Annotated in this window: 6 protein-coding genes; 5 read left to right on the forward strand and 1 reads right to left on the reverse strand. The window is 61.4% G+C overall.

The features are described 5' to 3' along the window. The first annotated feature begins 1 nt into the window (after window position 1). From CKW23_RS16475 to CKW23_RS16485, 3 genes are read left to right on the forward strand one after another with little or no spacing between them, the layout of a single operon-like run. The gene (locus CKW23_RS16475; protein WP_095067980.1) at window positions 2-9,043 is read left to right on the forward strand and encodes a non-ribosomal peptide synthetase; all 9,042 of its coding nucleotides are present in this window, start codon (window positions 2-4) and stop codon (window positions 9,041-9,043) included. Beyond that, window positions 9,040-12,825, forward strand: coding sequence for an amino acid adenylation domain-containing protein (locus tag CKW23_RS16480; RefSeq protein WP_095067981.1), 3,786 nt, complete (start codon window positions 9,040-9,042; stop codon window positions 12,823-12,825). The genes CKW23_RS16475 and CKW23_RS16480 overlap by 4 nt, the downstream gene beginning before the upstream one ends. Next, window positions 12,822-14,465: a cyclic peptide export ABC transporter gene (locus tag CKW23_RS16485; RefSeq protein WP_025260198.1), complete on the forward strand. Its 1,644-nt coding sequence runs from the start codon at window positions 12,822-12,824 to the stop codon at window positions 14,463-14,465. The genes CKW23_RS16480 and CKW23_RS16485 overlap by 4 nt, the downstream gene beginning before the upstream one ends. On the opposite strand, the gene fhuF is transcribed toward CKW23_RS16485, so the two are convergent. Next, window positions 14,466-15,194, reverse strand: coding sequence for a siderophore-iron reductase FhuF (gene fhuF / locus CKW23_RS16490; RefSeq protein WP_025260197.1), 729 nt, complete (start codon window positions 15,192-15,194; stop codon window positions 14,466-14,468). Between the two features lie 204 nt (window positions 15,195-15,398). Here fhuF and CKW23_RS16495 point away from each other — a divergent pair, with 204 nt between their 5' ends. Together CKW23_RS16495 and CKW23_RS16500 are read left to right on the forward strand one after the other, a co-directional pair. After that, complete coding sequence (locus CKW23_RS16495) at window positions 15,399-15,614, forward strand: MbtH family NRPS accessory protein (RefSeq protein WP_025260196.1); 216 nt, start codon at window positions 15,399-15,401, stop codon at window positions 15,612-15,614. A gap of 37 nt (window positions 15,615-15,651) precedes the next feature. After that, window positions 15,652-17,082: a diaminobutyrate--2-oxoglutarate transaminase gene (locus CKW23_RS16500; protein WP_095067982.1), complete on the forward strand. Its 1,431-nt coding sequence runs from the start codon at window positions 15,652-15,654 to the stop codon at window positions 17,080-17,082. Window position 17,083: the final 1 nt, after the last annotated feature.

Below are 17,083 nucleotides of genomic sequence, written 5' to 3' on the forward strand. Positions count from 1 at the left end.
AATGAGTGGGATGACGCAACAAGCGTTCCTGGAGATTGCACAGCGACTGGCGTCCTTGTCTGCGGACAAGAAAAAGCTGTTCCGCCAGCGTCTGGCCGAGAAGGGCATCGATAGCTGGCGGCTGCCAATAGTGCCTGCCGTACCCGGCGAAGGTCAAAGCCTGCCGCTGGCCCAGGCGCAACGGCGCTTTCTGTCGGCTGAAGCCCTGAGCAGTCGTGCGCTCTACAACCTTTGCTCGGTGCTGCGTTTCGACCGCGACCTCGATGGTCAGCGTCTGCAACAGGCCATGCAGCAGTTGACCGACCGTCATCAGATCCTGCGCACACGCTACACAACTGATGCGCAAGGTCAGTTGCAGCCCCATTGCGAACCTTTGCAGGTGTCTCTGCCAAAGGTCGAGCGCTTGACACTGGCGGCGGCCGACTACGAGCAATGGTGTGCCGACGAATACGCACGCCAGCTCGCCGAACCCTTCGATCTTGCCCAGTCTTCACCCTGGCGCTGGCAGGCCTTCAGCGATGCGCAGGGCCAGTCGACCTGGCTGTTTTTCACCATCCATCACGTGGCCTACGATGCCTGGTCGGCTCAGCAGCTCACTCTGGAACTGGCCGAGGCTTATCGGGCGCTTGCACTGAATGAACCTGCCCGGCAACCGGAGCTGAGCATTCAGTACGCCGATTACGCGGCCTGGGAACAGGAGTGGCTGGACAGTGACAGTTGCCAGCAGCACATCGAGTTCTGGCGCACCCAACTGGCGGATGCCCCGGCACCGCTGGCCTTGCCTCTGGACCGCCCACGCCCTGCGGCCAGCCAGCGCCGTCATAGCGGCGCGGTGCTTGCCCGTGAACTTTCGCACGAACTGACGACAGCCGTCGAAGCCGCCATTCGCAAGCAAGGCGTGACGCTGTACATCTACGGTCTGACCGCTTTCAGTTGTCTGCTGTCCCGCTATAGCGGCGAAAACGATGTGTGCCTTGGCACTTCCGCCGCCCAGCGTGACCGGCCGGAACTGGTGCCCTTGATCGGCCCGTTGCTCAACACGTTGGTGATCCGCCAGCAGTTGCAGGACAACCCGGACTTCACAAGCGCACTGCTGCGCACCCGTGACACCGTCGCAGCCGCCTTCGATCATCAATTGCTACCGTTCGAGAATGTGCTGGAAAGCCTTGAGCGCCCACGTTCAAGCCCGCTGTTCCAGGTCATGTTCGTGCAGGTCGACTTGCCCGCAAGCCGCACCCTGGAACTGCCCGGTGTTGCGGTCGAAGTGCTTGACCCGCCGCAGCGCCATGCCCGTTTCGACCTGACGCTGCGCCTGGTGCGCACCGCCGACTCGCGCCTGCGTTGCGAGCTGGAATACAGCGACGAATTGTTCGAGGCCGCCACGGTCGAGCAAATGCTGGACGACCTGCTGGCGATTCTTGGGCAGGCTGCGAGCCATCCCCAGCGGCGTCTGGCCGAACTGCAACTGGTTTCGCCTGCGAGCGAACTGAGCGGTCCGGCATTGGGCTCGACGCCCTTGCCGCTGGACCGGCAAGTCCAGCACTGGGCAACCCATACACCGACCGCGCCGGCCTTGTGCAGCCTTGAGCAGACCATTGATTACGCAACCCTGGGTGCCGCCAGCCGGTCGCTGGCTGCAAAACTGGCCGGGCAGGGCATTGAGCCGGGTCATGTGGTTGCGCTGTGCATGCCTCGTTGCGCCGAGCAGTTGCTGGCGACCCTGGCCTGCTGGCAGCGCGGTGCGGTCTGCCTGTTTCTCGATCCGGCCCAGCCGCCGCAGCGACTTGCGCAACTGTTGCAGGACAGTGGCGCAAGCCTGTGGCTGACCCTGGCCGAAGCGCCTGAAACCGGTGTCGACATTGCGCGCCTTGAGCTGAGTACTGGCGACTGGTCGGCTGACGCGCCTGTGGATTCGGGCCAAAGCCTTAGCCAGCCGCAACTGCCTGCTTATCTCATCTACACCTCGGGTTCGACCGGTCAGCCCAAGGGCGTGCTGGTCACTCACGCCAATCTGGCGCATTACGCGACGGCTGTCGGCCAACGTTTGCAGGCAAAACCGGGCAGCCGTTGGGCGACCCTGGCCACCGTGGCTGCGGATCTGGGCCTGACGTGCGTATTCGCAGCCCTGAATGCCGGTGATCCGCTGGTGCTGCCGCCCGCATCCCTGACCTTCGACCCACCGGGCTGGGCTGACTTCCTCGACCAGCAGCCGGTGGACTGCCTGAAAATCGCGCCTTCGCATTTGCGCGGTTTGCTGGCACTGGACGATGCCCGACGGGTGTTGCCAAGAGAGGTGTTGATTCTTGGGGGCGAAGGCTTCGATCAGGCGTTGTTCACGCAAGTACGCGAACTGGCACCGCAGCTGCGCATCTTCAACCACTACGGGCCTTCGGAAACCACGATTGGTGTGATCTGTGGCGAAATTTCGTCCATCGATTCACTGGAATCGGGGCAGTACCTGCCTTTGGGTCAGCCATTGGCAGACTGTGAACTGCGCATTGTCGATGGCAATGACATTCCGGTTCCGCTGGGCGTGGCCGGTGAGCTGTTGATTGCAGGCCCACAGGTTGCACAGGGTTATCTCGGCCAACCTGAACTGACTGCAAAGGCATTCGGTTCTACGGCCCAGAGCCATAGCCAGCACCAGCGCTTTTACCGCAGCGGCGACCGGGTTCGCCTGGATCGCAACGGGCGTCTGGTGTTCCTGGGGCGTCAGGACGATCAGGTCAAGATCCGCGGTTTCCGGGTCGAACCGGGCGAAGTCAGTGCCTGGCTCAATGCCCGGCCACAGGTTCGCGAAGGTGCGGTGCTGGCACAGGAAATCAAAGGCCGGACACAACTGGTGGCGTATATCAGCCCCGCGCTGAGCGCTGAGGAACTGGCTGACGTGCAAGCCGAGGCCCGGCATCAATTGTCGGAGCATATGCTGCCTGCCCATTGGCTGACGCTGGACACACTGCCGCTGACCGCCAATGGCAAACTGGATCGCCGCGCCTTGCCGGAACCGGCTGAAACTGAAACAGCAAGCGCAGTCGCTCAGCCACCGACAGGTGCCACGGAGCAGCAACTGGCGCAGTTGTGGTGCCAGGTGCTGGGGTGTGCGCAGGTCGGGCGCGAGGATGATTTCTTTGCCCTCGGCGGTGATTCGATCCTCAGTCTGCAACTGATCGGCCTGGCATCTCGCGCAGGGCTCAAGCTGAAACCACGGGACGTCTTGCAGCATTCCACGCTGGCGGGCATGGCCCTGTGCATCGATTGCCGCCAGCAGCCGGCCTTGTCCACGGTTCTTGACGCCTTTCGCGAATTGCTTGAGCAACCAGGGCTTGGACCGGATGCCGATTTCTTTGCCGCAGGCGGCGACTCGATCCTCAGTCTGCAATTGATTGCCCGCTTGCGTAAGGCCGAACTGCGCCTGATGCCTCGGCAGTTGCTGGAAAATCCGACGCCTCGGCAACTGGCCGGTGTATTGAAACCTGTTGCAGCAAAGGCCGTTACGCCGCCAGTAGCCATTCAGGCAGCAGATCAACCGCAGCCCCTGTCCCATGCCCAGCAGCGGGTGTGGTTCATGCAGCAACTGGATCCGGCGCAAACCGCTTATAACGTCACTCAGTTGCTGGCCTTGCGCGGTGATCTGGATGTGCCGCGCCTGCAAAGCACTTGTCAGGCGCTGGTCCAGCGGCATGAAGCGCTGCGCTGCCGTTTCTTTGAAGAGCAAGGGCAGGTCTGGCAGCGTCTGGACGAGACAGGCACGCCGATCTTCAATGTGCATGACCTCAGCGGCCTGAGCGAGTCCGAGCAACAGGCAACCATCGCCAAGGCCGCCCGACGTGTCTTTGATCTGGTCAACGGGCCGTTGCTGGCCATCGATGTCTTCAGCATCGCGCCCGGCGATTACCGCCTGCTGTTCAATGTGCATCACATTGCCGTGGACGGTTGGTCCATGGGCTTGCTGGTTCAGGACTTTGCGCTGATCTATCAGGACCAGCCAACGCCTGCAACAACCGGTTTGCTGCCGTTCATCAAAGAGCAGCGGCAACGTCTGGACGGCGAGCAAGGCCAGCAATTGCTGGGTTATTGGCAGCAGCGCCTGCAAGGTCTGGGCAATGAACCTCTTGAGCTGCCCGATCACTGTCTGCGGCCAGCGGTGCAGGCCTACGAAGGTGCCCGTGACGAATTTGTCTTGCCGGGTGTTCTGAGCGCGGCAGTCGATGCACAGGCCCGAGCATTGGGTGTTACGCCTTTCGTGCTGTACTTTGCCGCTTACCAGATCCTGCTGTGGCGACATGCCGGGCGCACGGATTTCGCCATCGGCTTGCCGGTGGCCGGGCGTGAGTCGGCGGCCGGGCAGGCGTTGGTCGGCCTGTTCGTCAACACCCTGGCTCACCGTGTACAGATCGATGCCCGACAAAGCCTGCAAGCATTCATCACGACCCTGAGCGGGCAACTGGCCGATGACATGGCCCATCAGGAGTTGCCGTTCGAGCAACTGTTGGACACGCTGGATTTTGAACGCCATCTGGATCGCACGCCGGTGTTCCAGAACCTGTTCAACTACCAGATCGACCATGGCGATTCCCGCCGCTTCAGCCTGCCGGGTGTCAGCGTGGAATCACTGGCGCTGCCGGACGGTGTGGTCAGTGCCAAGTTCGACCTGACGTTCAACCTGTTCACCCACGGGCGTGGCGCCGCTGCCAATACCCGCCTGATTGTCGAGTACGCCACCGCACTGCTGAGTCCTGAAACCACTCAGCGTCTGGTCGAGGATTATCAGGGCCTGCTCGGCAGCCTGACCCGCCTTGATCTTCAGCAGAGCCTGTTGGAAGTGCCGCTGGGCTCGGTTGCAAAACTGGCCACCTCGGGCACGTCCATGGAGGTGCACTGCGAAGCGGATTTTGTGACGCGCTTTGAAGTACAGGCGGCCCTGCATCCCGAGCGCGTCGCGGTATTCAGCGCAGATCGGCGCTTGAGCTACGCAGCGCTGGATGCCCAGGCCAACCGGCTGGCCCATTGGCTGCTGGAGCAGGGCGTTGGTCACGAGTCGACAGTTGCCTTCTGCATGCCACGGGATGAAAGACTGCTGGTATGCATGCTGGGGATCCAGAAAGCCGGGGCTTCCTACCTGCCGCTCGATCCTGGCCATCCAGCGGCCCGTCAGGCGCAGATTCTCACCCGTGCGCAGCCACAATTGCTGCTCTGCGATGCGCGGGCTGCCGACTTGCCGGAGCCACTGCGCTGCTACCTCTGGGCCGACCTGCCGTTGGCACAGTTCCCGGCACAGGTTCCGGCGGCTGACAGAAACCTTCAACAACTGGCTTACACGCTCTACACCTCGGGTTCCACCGGGCAGCCCAAGGGGGTGCAGATCAGTCGCGGCAACTTTGCCAACTTCCTGCTGGCCATGGAGCAAGCGCTGCCACTGGACACCGTGCAGCGTTACCTGGCCCTGACTACCGTCACCTTCGATATCTGTGGCCTGGAACTGTGCCTGCCGCTGGTGCGCGGCGGTTCCGTGGTGCTGGCCGACGATGACGAGCGTCAGGACCCTGTGTTGCTCGCCAGTCTGATCAAGAACCAGTCCGTGGACCTGATTCAGGCCACACCAGCCACCTGGGCCATGCTGTTGCAGGGCGACCGTCAGGTGCTGGCCGGGCGTGTGGCGCTGGCCGGCGGTGAAGCACTGTCGGCAGACATGGCCACCGAGCTGCGTCAATCCGTAGCTCATCTCGTCAACGTCTATGGCCCGACAGAAACCACCGTATGGTCTACCCAGACCCCGATCAATGCGCTGCAATTACCTGTCGCGCCTATTGGCCGGCCATTGCTCAACACCCGTTGCCACGTGCTCGACGAGCACTTGTGCGAAGTGCCGACCGGTTGCGTCGGTGAGCTGTACATCGCCGGTGATGGCTTGGCCCGTGGTTATGCCGGGCAACCTGGCCTGACCGCAGAACGCTTCATTGCCGACCCGTTCAGCACCGATGGCAGCCGCCTGTACCGCACAGGGGATCTGGCGCGTTGGCAACCCGACGGGCAGTTGTATTACCTGGGCCGCACCGACGACCAGATCAAACTGCGCGGTTTCCGCATCGAACTGGGCGAGATCGAGGCGGTTCTGCTCAGTCACCCGAAACTGGTTCAGGCGGTCGTGGCCGTGCAGGGCGAGCATCTGGCTGCGTTCTGGGTGGCAGAGGCTGGCAGTTCACCTGACGAAACCGAGATCCGTGACTATTTGCAGGCGCGCTTGCCGGTTTACATGCTGCCGACGCATATGCAGGCACTGGAACAGTTGCCTCTTAACACCAACGGCAAAGTGGATCGCAAGCAATTGCCACGTTTGCAACTGGATACCTCTGCCAGCAGCACCGTCCAGCGTCCGCTATCGGCCAGCGAAACCTTGCTGGCTGAAATCTGGGGCGCAGTGTTGAAACGCCAGCAGATTCCTGCCGACGGTCATTTCTTCCAGTTGGGCGGGCATTCGTTGATGGCTGCCCAGGTGCGTGGGCGCTTGCGCGAGCAGGGTTTTGAAGTACCTCTGCGCTGGCTGTTCGAGACCCCGGTACTGGCCGAGCTGGCTGCGCGGCTCGAAGGCCAGGCGCGTGATCTGGATATCGGCTCGCTGGCGATTCCTCACGTCGATCAGCAAATCGCACAGCCGTTGTCTTCGGCGCAGCAGCGGGTCTGGCTGATGCAGCAACTGGATCTGGCCGACAGCAGTTTCAATATGGGCAGCAACGTGCGCTTGCGCGGAGAGCTGGACGAGCAATCCCTGCAACGCTCATTGCAGCGACTGGTAAGCCGACATGCCATCTTGCGCACCACCTATCACCAGCAGGGCGGCGAATTGCGTCAGCGGATTCATGGGGATCTGTCGGTAAAGCTGCAAGTGATCGACTCCAGTGAAGCCCAATGGTCGGCCGAGGCCCGCAAGGTTGCGTTGCGACCTTTCGATCTGGGCAGCGAGGCGCCTTTGCGGGCGGTGCTGTATCGCACTGGCGAGCAGGAGCATGTGCTGCAACTGGTCATGCACCACATTGCCTCCGATGGCTGGTCCGGCGCGGTACTGGTGGATGAGCTGATTCAGGGCTACGAAGCCTACAGTGCAGGCCTGCAACCCGCGCAGGGCGAACTGCCGATTCAGTACGTCGACTATGCCGTGTGGCAAGGCTCGCCTGCAGTTCAGTTGCGTCAGCGTGAAGGCCTGGACTTCTGGCGGCGCACCCTGGCGGGTATCCCGTCGCAAGTGCCATTGCCGTTCGACTTCCCGCGCCCGGAACGCGACACCGGTACCGGTGCAGCGCTGGACTTCCAGTTGTCGGCCTCCACGGTCGAGCGCCTGAAAGCCTTTGCCCAGGAAAGTGGTACTTCACCGTTCATGCTGTTGCTGACCTGTTATGCCGCCGTGTTGCAGCGCGAAACCCAAGGTCGAGATCTGGTGATCGGGACCGATGTCGCAAACCGCGACCATCCGGCTACCGAGTCGCTGATCGGTTTCTTCGTCAACCTGCTGGCCTTGCGTATCCGTCTGCAACCGGAACTGAGTTTCCGTGAGCAGGCGCAGCAGGTCCGGGAGCTTTGTCTGCAAGCATTCGCCTGGCAGGACACGCCGTTCGAGCGTGTCGTTGAATGCCTGGAACTGCCGCGTGTGGCCAACTTGCATCCGTTGCTGCAAACGCTGTTTGTCCTGGACAACACGCCGCGTCAGCAACGTCAGTTGGGCAACCTGCAGGTCGAGCCGCTGACCGGCGAGCAGCATCACTCCAAGTTCGACATGGCGCTGTTTGCCAGCGAAGACGGGGATGCGATCAGCCTGCGCTGGGTGTATCGCACCAGCCTGTTCCGCCCGGCCACGGTCGAACGCCTGCGAGACGCTTTCGAGTCGCTGCTGGACATGGCCCTCAACGCGCCTGAAAACCCTATCGATACCTTGATTCCGACAGTAAAGGGAGCTGCTGCAATGTCCACGGACAACCCGGTGCAACGCAAGATGAGCAAATTGGGCAAGATGCGCCAGAGCGCTTCTCCCGCAGCCCGTGAGCCCATCGAAGCCCGACCGTTGCGCGAAGGCTCGAAATTCCCCTTGCTGGTGACCCTGCGCGACCGTGAACTGGCCCCGGCCATCTGGGCTGAAGCCAACCGTGACAAGGTCGAGAGCTGGCTGCGCGAGCATGGCGGCATTCTGTTCCGTGGTTTCGACCTGCCGACCCCGGTCGATTTCGAGAGCTTTTGCCAGGCCTTGTGCCCGCAGCTCTATGGTCAGTACGGTGATCTGCCCAAGAAAGAGGGCGGCAAGAACATCTACAAGTCCACGCCATACCCCAAGGACCGGATGATCCTGTTCCACAACGAAAGCGCGCATCAGCATCGCTGGCCGCGTCGGCAGTGGTTCTACTGCGAGATTCCGGCCTCCACCGGTGGCGCGACGCCGATTGTCGACAGCCGCGAGGTCTATCGGGAACTGCCGGCCTGGTTGCAGGCGAAGCTGCGCAGCAAACAATTGATGTACGTGCGCAATTTCAGCACCAGCCTGGACGTCAGCTGGCAGCACTTCTTCCAGACCGAGGAACGTGCCGAAGTCGAGCGGATCTGCCGTGAAAGCAATATCGAGTTCCAGTGGCGCGGCGCCAACGACCTGCATACCCGTCAGGTCTGCCCGGCGGTGATTCTGCATCCGCTGACCGGCGAAGAGAGCTTCTTCAACCAGATCCAACTGTACCATCCGGCCTTTCTGGATGCCGACATCCGCGAGCAGTTCCTGCGCGATGGCGAAGCAACCATGCCCAGGCAGGTGTTCTACGGCGACGGCTCGGAGCTTGAAGAGAGCGCCATCGAAGCCATCAACGCTGCCTACGACCGTTGCGCCGTGCGCTTCGACTGGCAGCAAGGCGATGTGGTGATGCTCGACAATATGCTGGCGGCCCATGCCCGGGACCCGTTCGACGGCGAGCGAAAGATTGTGGTGGCCATGGGCGAGATTTATGGCCGTGATCAGGTAATGGCTGCCCCGGCGCAGACCGAAGAAACCCACGCAGAGTTGAACCCATGATGGACCTTGGATTAACGCTTTCACCGCAACAGAAACAGCTTGCCCAGGCCAACCCTCAGGCTTGGCGCTGGGTACGTATGCAATTGACAGGCGTACCCGCAGGCGCCGTCGAACAACGCCTGCGTGCCTGCCTGGAACAACATGAGGCCCTGCGCCTGCGCTATCAGCGCCCGGTCGGTGCCACGGCGCTGCGCCAGCGGGTTGCCGAACTCAGCGAGCTGCGCCTGGACTGGCGTCAGGCTCAGGTCAGTGATGGCCATGATGCACAAGGCTGGCTGGAGCAGGCTCAGCGTCATTGCCAGGCTGAACAGCCGGATGTGCTGGCCTGGCTGCTGGACGACAGCCTGTTGTTGGCGGTCCCTGTCTACTCGCTGGATCAGCGCAGCCTGATCCAGTTGCAGGAGCACTTGTTGGGCCGCAGTGCCGCGCTGGAAGCCGAGCCCATGCAGTACGGCGAATATGTCGAGTGGATCAACGGCCTGCAACTGGACGAAGACGCGGAACAGGGCGCGCAGTTCTGGCGCAATCTGGCTTTGCAGGATGTGCCGGGCATGCGCCTGATCGAACGCTATGGCATTGCCAGTGGCAACCATGCGCGGGTCAGCCTGGAACTTGCCCGTACAGTGCCGACTGCACTGAATGCGTTGGCCGAGCGCGAAGGCGTGGAGGTCGAGCAACTGGTACTGGCGGCCTGGGGGTCGCTGCTGGGCAGGCTCAATGGTCAGCAGCATGGCCAGCTTGGCTTGCAGCACGACCCTCGTGATGACTATGAAGAGCTGCAGGGCGCTTATGGCGTTTTCGAGCAAACCTTGCCGATGGTGGTGCAGCTCTCCGAACACAGCACCCTGGTCAATCTGGCCCGGCAACTGACCCGTCAGCTGGAAAACGCTGTCGAGTGGCAGGAATATGCAGGCCAGGCCCAACTGCTGCCGGAATGGCGCGCCAGTTTCCAGGCAGGGCTGAGAGTGCTGTACACGCCGCAACTGCAAGACCTGCAAGTGCTGTCTTTCGATACGCCGGTCGAACTGCACCTGCAATTGACCCTCGATGCACAAGGCAGCGGTCAACTGGCGCTGGCCTATGACTGCGGTTTGTACCGTGCCGAGCAGGCGCAGGTATTGCTGCGGCGCTTTGCCCATTGGCTGGAGCAACTGGTGCAGTCGCCCAACGGGCTGATCAATGGCTTCGACCTTCATTTGCCCGAGGAACTGCTGCCGGCACCGGCGCGTCCGGCTCTTGAGGCCGATCTCGATATCATCGCCACCTTGCGTACTCACGCCCGGACCCAACCGGATCGGCCGGCATTGCGCTATGCGGATCAACTATTCTCGTACGCCGAACTCGATGCCCTGAGCGACCGGGTGGCCGGCAGCCTGCATCAGGCTGGTGTGGGGCGCGAACAACGGGTTGGTCTTTACCTGCCACGCGGCGCACACATGCTGGTGGCGATGCTGGCCTGCTTCAAGGTCGGTGCCGCGTACCTGCCGCTGGACCCCAAGCAGCCACCGTTGCGTCTGGCCGGTATTCTCGACGACGCTCGACCGGCGCTGTTGCTGCATGGGGAAGACCTGCTGCCCGAAACGTCGCTCAGGACTCTGAGCTGGTCAGAAGCCAGCCATGGCCCGCTGTTCGAGACGCCGCAACCTGTTGCTGCCCAAGACCTGGCCTACGTGCTCTATACCTCAGGCACCAGCGGCAAGCCTAAAGGCGTGCAGATCGAACAGGCTCAGTTGCGCCATTACGTCACGCAAGTGACCCGGGCGCTGCAATTGCCTGAGGGCGGGCATTATGGACTGGTGTCGTCGTTGCTCGCGGACCTGGGCAACACTGTGCTGTTCCCGGCCTGGCTGCAAGGCGGGTGCGTGCATGTGCTGGAGCAGTCCACCGTGACCGATGCCCGGGCGTTTGCAGAAGAACTTCAGCGTCATCCGCTGGATGTCCTCAAGATCGTCCCTTCGCATCTTGAAGCCCTGATGGGCGAGCACGCCGCCGACATTCTTCCTCGCAAGGTCCTGGTGCTGGGCGGGGAACCCGTCGGTGAGCATTTGCTGAGCCGTCTGGCCGAGGCGAAACCGGCTTGTCGCCTGTACAACCATTACGGCCCGACCGAAACCACGGTCGGGGTGCTATGGCGAGCGATTGATCTCGATCAGGGCGTGGCAGGCAGTGCATTGAGCCAGGTACTGGGAGATAACCGCATCCATCTGCTCGATGAACAGCAAAGACCAGTACCGCCGGGACAGGCCGGTGAGTTGTGCATCAGCGGTAGCAGTGTCGGACGCGGCTATGTGGGGGATGTGGGCGGCTCTGCCTTTGGTATCGACCCGCTCAGTGGCCGTCGCCTGTATCGCACCGGCGACCTGGCCTTGCGTCAGGCTGATGGCGCACTGCGCATTCTGGGCCGCAACGATCAGCAAGTGAAGATTCGCGGTTTCCGTCTGGAACTGGCGGAAGTCGAACAGGCACTGCTGGCCCAGCCGGGCGTATCGCAGGCTGCGGTACTGCTGGATGGCGAGGGCGATCATGCGCGTCTGCTGGCCTTTATCGTCAAGGACGAGGCCGGTTCTCAGACAGCCGATCAACTGCGTGCCAGCCTGGCTCGCCAGCTACCGGACTACATGCTGCCCAGCGGTATTCTGGAGCTCAAGGCACTGCCACTGAACAGCAACGGCAAGCTGGATCGCAAAAACCTGTTGGAACGTGCCCGGCAACGCCTGCAAAACACGCGAGTGGCGCCGGTCGGTGAACTGGAAACTGCCATTCTGGCCATCTGGTGCGAAGTGCTGGGTGTCGACGACCTGGGGGTGACCGATAACTTCTTTACGGTCGGCGGGCATTCATTGGCGGCGATCAAGGTGGTTTCTCTGCTGCGCGAGCGTCTGTCGCTCAACCTGCCGACCAATCTGTTGTTCGAGCGCCATACCGTGCGCGACCTGGTGAGTGGCCTTGGCAATGGCGAGAGCCGTGGCCCCTGGAAAGTATTGACGCAAGCCGATGAACAGTCGCCAGCCTTGCTGCTGGTACACGGAGCCCAAGGGCATCTGCAGGCGTATCAGCCACTGGCGGACAATCTTGGCGCTCAAGTCTCGGTCTTCGGCCTTGCGGCTCTGGAAAAAGGCTGGGACGAAAGCGATATGGATATGCTGTTGCAGCACTATGTCGCGAGCATTCCCGCCGAGCTGAAACAGCGCCCGCTGGTGCTGCTGGGCTGGAGTCTGGCTTCGCGGCTGGCCTTGTTGCTGGTGCCGCACTTGCAGGCCAGCGGTTTTAACATCGCCGGGCTCGCCGTGCTCGATCACGATGCCCGGCGCAGTCTGGCGGGTGAGGGCGATGAGGCGGGGCAGTTGATTGCCGATTTTGCCTTCTATTGCCGCAGTCACGCGCAACCGATTGGCGAATCGCTACGGGAGCGCTTGACGAGCCTGCTGGCCGGTCATGACTATGCCGAAGGCGTTACCCTGTTGCTCAACGATCCTCAGGTGCGCTCGCATCTGCAATGGGAAGCGGCCGACGCAGAGCTGCTTGCACTGCTGGGGCAATATCGCTCGATCAAGACGCGCCTGTATGAGCAGACCTTGCCTGTCGTCGATGTGCCGGTCTGGGTGTGGCGTGGCAATGTCCATGCCGATCTGCGTGCCCAGTGGCAAGCGCATACGCAGCAGGCCGTTCGCCAATGGACGCTGGACGTAGGCCATCACGAAATACCTGGCGAACCTCGACTGGCCGAAAGCCTGTTGCCTCTACTGTTGGAAACTTCTGCCAAGGTGGTATCGGCGTCATGATTCTATTGAAAGAACTGCTGCATAACGCTCGGTGGCGCATTTTTCTTGCGGTGCTGAGCAGCGCCTTGAGTGCAGCGGCCAGTATCGGCCTGATCGGCTACATCAACCGCAGTCTGGAACAAGGCCCTGGCGATATCGGCCAGGCCTTGCTGATATTCGGCGGCTTGCTGATTCTGTTGTTTGTCAGCGGCATCACCTCGCAGTCGCTGCTGGTGCAGATCGGCCATCGTCTGGTCTACCAGTTGCGCCTGCGACTGGTGGGCAAGGTGCTGGGTACTGCGCTGGAGCGCATTGAGCGGCTGGGCAGCCCACGCATCTACAACGCGCTGACCAAAGATGTGACCACCGTCGCCACTGCCTTCAAGCAACTGCCGATTTCGTTGTACAACGGCCTGTTGTTGCTGACGGGGCTGGCGTACATGGCCTGGCTGAGCTTGCCGTTCTTCTTCCTGACGCTGGTGGTGATTGCCTTCGGGGTCGGCCTGGATGTGTTGCTCGGGCGCAAGATCAAGTCCCTGATGCAGGCGGTACGGCGCCAGGATGACCAGTTGACCGAACAATTCGAGGCCGCCATTCATGGTCGTTGCGAACTGGGCCTGAGCCGCGAGCGTCGGCATCAGCTCTATCAGCACAAGCTGGAGCCCATCGCACGGGCGTCGCTGGATGCCTCGGTGCGCGCTGATACCTTATGGGCAATCAACCTCAATTGGACGACCCTGCTGGTATTCGTGCTGATCGGTACGCTGTTCTTTCTTGGCCAGGGGCTTGGCTGGCTGAACCAGCAGGTGGTGGTGGGTTACGTACTGGCAATCATGTTCCTGCGCACGCCGATCTCGATGATCCTCGATGCCATTCCGGCAGTCATTCGCGGTCATGTGGCCTTGCAGGCCATCGATGCCCTGGCCCTGGGGGAAACGGTGCAGTTCACGACACCGGAGCAGGCGTCGCAGCCTTTTGAAGAACTGCGCCTGTCGAACGTGCGTTATCGCTATCCCGGCCAGAGTGACGAATTTGCCTTTGAACTGGGGCCGGTGGATCTGTCGATTCGCCGTGGCGAGCTGATTTTCATTGTCGGCGGCAATGGCAGTGGCAAGTCGACCCTGGCCAAGTTGCTGACAGGGCTCTACGTCCCCACTTCGGGCCAGGTTTCACTCAATGACGTGGTGCTCGATATCAGCACCAGCGAGTGGCATCGCGAGCATTTCGCCGCCATCTTTGCCGACTTCTATCTGTTCGCCGATGTGCTGGGCGAGGCAGGTAATCATGAAGGGCTTGAGGCTCGGGTGGATCATTATCTGGAGCGTCTGGGGCTGGCACATAAGGTCGAGTTCGCGGCCGGGCGCCTGTCCACCACATCTTTGTCCATGGGCCAGCGCAAACGCCTGGCGCTGTTGATGCTGATGATGGAAGGCCGTGAAGTCTTTCTGCTGGACGAATGGGCGGCGGATCAGGACCCGGTATTCCGGCATGTGTTCTACAACGACCTGCTGCCTGAGCTTAAAGCCGCTGGCAAGACGGTGATCGCCATCACCCACGACGACCGTTATTTCGATGTGGCCGACCGGGTCTATCGCCTCGACTACGGCCAGTTGGTGGATTACGACCGGGAAACCGAAAACCCTTTCCAGCTGGTGAAATAGTCAGTCCTGCTGCCTGCATTCATCTAGAGGGCAACTGCTGCAATAGCCGACACCGGGAAGCCGGTAGCGGATGCAGCAGATGCGCCTCAGGCGCAGGGGTTCATCTGCGCCGGTGTCGTGGTAGCGCACGGGGGCGAACAGCGGATTGCGTCGGCCGTCAGGGCGCAGGCGGGCAGTGAGGATTTCCCGGGCCGGTGCGGTGCTTTGCGGGCTGGCCAGCGGGTGAAGGTCGAGACGGCTGGTGACGAACTCGAAGGTGTTGCCGGCATTGCTCCAGAACAGCCGGGGCGATGCGCGGGTGACTTTGACCAGGGCGTCGATGACAGGTGTCAGGTGATTGTCGATCAGGTCATGAAAGCGCTCGAAGGCCGAGCAGGCTGGCAGAGGTTTTCCGGCATGGGCCAGATGCAGTGCCTTGGGTCTGGAGTCGTCACCCAGTTGCAGGCCGGTGTAGGCCAGGGCAAGCGGCAGTGCGGATTGTTGCAGCAGGCTGGCGGCCATTACCGGAGCCATGAAGGTGCTGAAGTACCACTTGGACCACAGCGATACCAGGGCAAGACGCTCATCGGTCTTGTAGCGCAGCAACAGGCCATTGACGAATGCACTGAAATGCTCGTGCTCGAAAAACAGGTCACCCGGAACGTCGGCCCGTGGAAGGCTGCGCAGTTGCAGTTTCTCACCGTAGTCGGCGAGGGGACCGGTGAACAGCGGAGCAAGGCTGGGAATCATCGACTCATCCGTGGACCGCTTGTTGAGAGCAGTTATCGTTCAGAGGGGCTGGAAGTATAAACAGGGCGTCAGCGTCTTGCGACTGTTCATCTTCGCCATCGGCGGTTGAGAGGGATGTAAAGGTAATAAAATATTAATGAGAATTGCTACCATTCGTAGTAATGTGTCGAGAATGTATCAAAATCTTGTTCAAGGAGAAAAACAATGAGTCTGGACAGTCCGGATACGCGCTTTCTGGTTGTAGTCAATGATGAGGAACAGTACTCGATCTGGCCTGACTATCGCAGTGTGCCCGAAGGCTGGCGCACCCTCGATGTTCAGGGCAGCAAGGAAGATTGCCTGAGCTACATCGAGAAAGTCTGGACCGACATGCGCCCGCTGAGCCTGCGTCAGGCCATGCAGGTACAAGGGCAGGGCTGATCGCCTGCGACCGTGTTTTCAATTTCAGGGATTCAATATGGAAAGCGTCCAGCCCCGCCAGGCATCCAGTGCAACCTTCACACTGGAGCAGTTTCGTCAGCAGGCACCCCGTGAACTGAACACCAATGAGTACCTGCAGCGTCAGGCTGCACGGGAGTCGAATGCCCGCTCATACCCGCGCCGCATTCCACTGGCGTTGCAGGAAGCTCATGGCCTTTATGTGCGCGATACTCAAGGTCAGTTGTTCATGGACTGCCTGGCAGGCGCGGGGACTCTGGCTTTGGGCCATAACCACCCGGTCGCCATCGAAGCCATGCGCCAGACGCTGGATTCCGGTTTGCCCCTGCATACCCTGGACCTGACGACACCGGTCAAGGATCGTTTTGTCGAAGACCTGTTCGCGGCATTGCCGGAAAACTTTTCCCGCCATGCGCGCATCCAGTTTTGCGGCCCTACCGGTGCCGATGGCATTGAAGCAGCATTGAAGCTGGCGCGTATCGCCACCGGACGCAAACCCATCATGTCGTTCTCCGGCGGTTATCACGGCATGACCTTGGGCACTTTGAGCCTGATGGGTAATCTGGGACCCAAGCAGGCGCTGGGTTCTCTGATGGCTGACGTGCAGTTTCTGCCGTATCCCTATGACTATCGCTGCCCGTTCGGTATTGGCGGTGAAGCGGGTATCGATGCCGGGCTGCATTTCATCGAACAGTTCCTGGGCGATCCGGAGTCAGGCGTGTTGCCTCCCGCGGCCATCGTGGTTGAAGTCGTACAGGGCGAGGGCGGTGTGATACCCGCGCCGGTGCGCTGGCTTCAGGGCCTGCGTCAGTTGACCCGCAAACATGGTGTGGCACTGATCATCGATGAAGTGCAGACCGGCATCGGTCGTACCGGCAAACTCTTTGCCTTCGAACATGCGGGCATCGAGCCGGACATTCTCGTACTGTCCAAAGCCATTGGCGGTGGCCTACCGCTGTCGGTGGTGGTTTACCGGGAAGAACTGGACACCTGGAAACCTGGCTCCCATGCCGGCACATTCCGCGGCAATCAGATGGCCATGGCCGCAGGCGCTGCGACTCTGCGCCATATCATCAGCGAAAACCTGCCGAGGCATGCTGACGTCATGGGTCAGCGCCTGATGAGTTCGCTGCGCCAGTTGCAGAGCGATTACCCATGCCTGGGTCAGGTTCGCGGTCGCGGCCTGATGGTCGGCGTGGAAATCGTCAGCGATACGCCGGGCGACAGCCGTGTGCCAGCAGCGGATACCGCACTGGCCCAGGCCATTCAACGCCAATGCCTGCACCTGGGTGTCATTCTGGAGCTGGGCGGACGCCACGGAGCGGTCGTGCGTTTCCTGCCGCCGTTGATCATTCAGGCCGAAGAAATCGATGTGCTGGTCGGGGTCTTCCAGGTTGCCCTGGACAAGGCGATTGCCGAGGTAAAGGGGCGGGTGTTGCACAGCGCGTGAG

Source organism: Pseudomonas sp. Irchel 3A18 (assembly GCF_900187465.1).
GTDB classification, from domain to species: domain Bacteria; phylum Pseudomonadota; class Gammaproteobacteria; order Pseudomonadales; family Pseudomonadaceae; genus Aquipseudomonas; species Aquipseudomonas cichorii.

Excerpts from the sequence above, each read along its gene's own strand:
- CKW23_RS16500 (WP_095067982.1), top strand. The coding sequence starts at position 15,652 with ATGGAAAGCGTCCAGCCCCGCCAGGCATCCAGTGCAACCTTCACACTG.
- CKW23_RS16485 (WP_025260198.1), top strand. The coding sequence starts at position 12,822 with ATGATTCTATTGAAAGAACTGCTGCATAACGCTCGGTGGCGCATTTTT.
- CKW23_RS16475 (WP_095067980.1), top strand. The coding sequence starts at position 2 with ATGAGTGGGATGACGCAACAAGCGTTCCTGGAGATTGCACAGCGACTG.
- CKW23_RS16495 (WP_025260196.1), top strand. The coding sequence starts at position 15,399 with ATGAGTCTGGACAGTCCGGATACGCGCTTTCTGGTTGTAGTCAATGAT.
- fhuF (WP_025260197.1), bottom strand. The coding sequence starts at position 15,194 with ATGATTCCCAGCCTTGCTCCGCTGTTCACCGGTCCCCTCGCCGACTAC.
- CKW23_RS16480 (WP_095067981.1), top strand. The coding sequence starts at position 9,040 with ATGATGGACCTTGGATTAACGCTTTCACCGCAACAGAAACAGCTTGCC.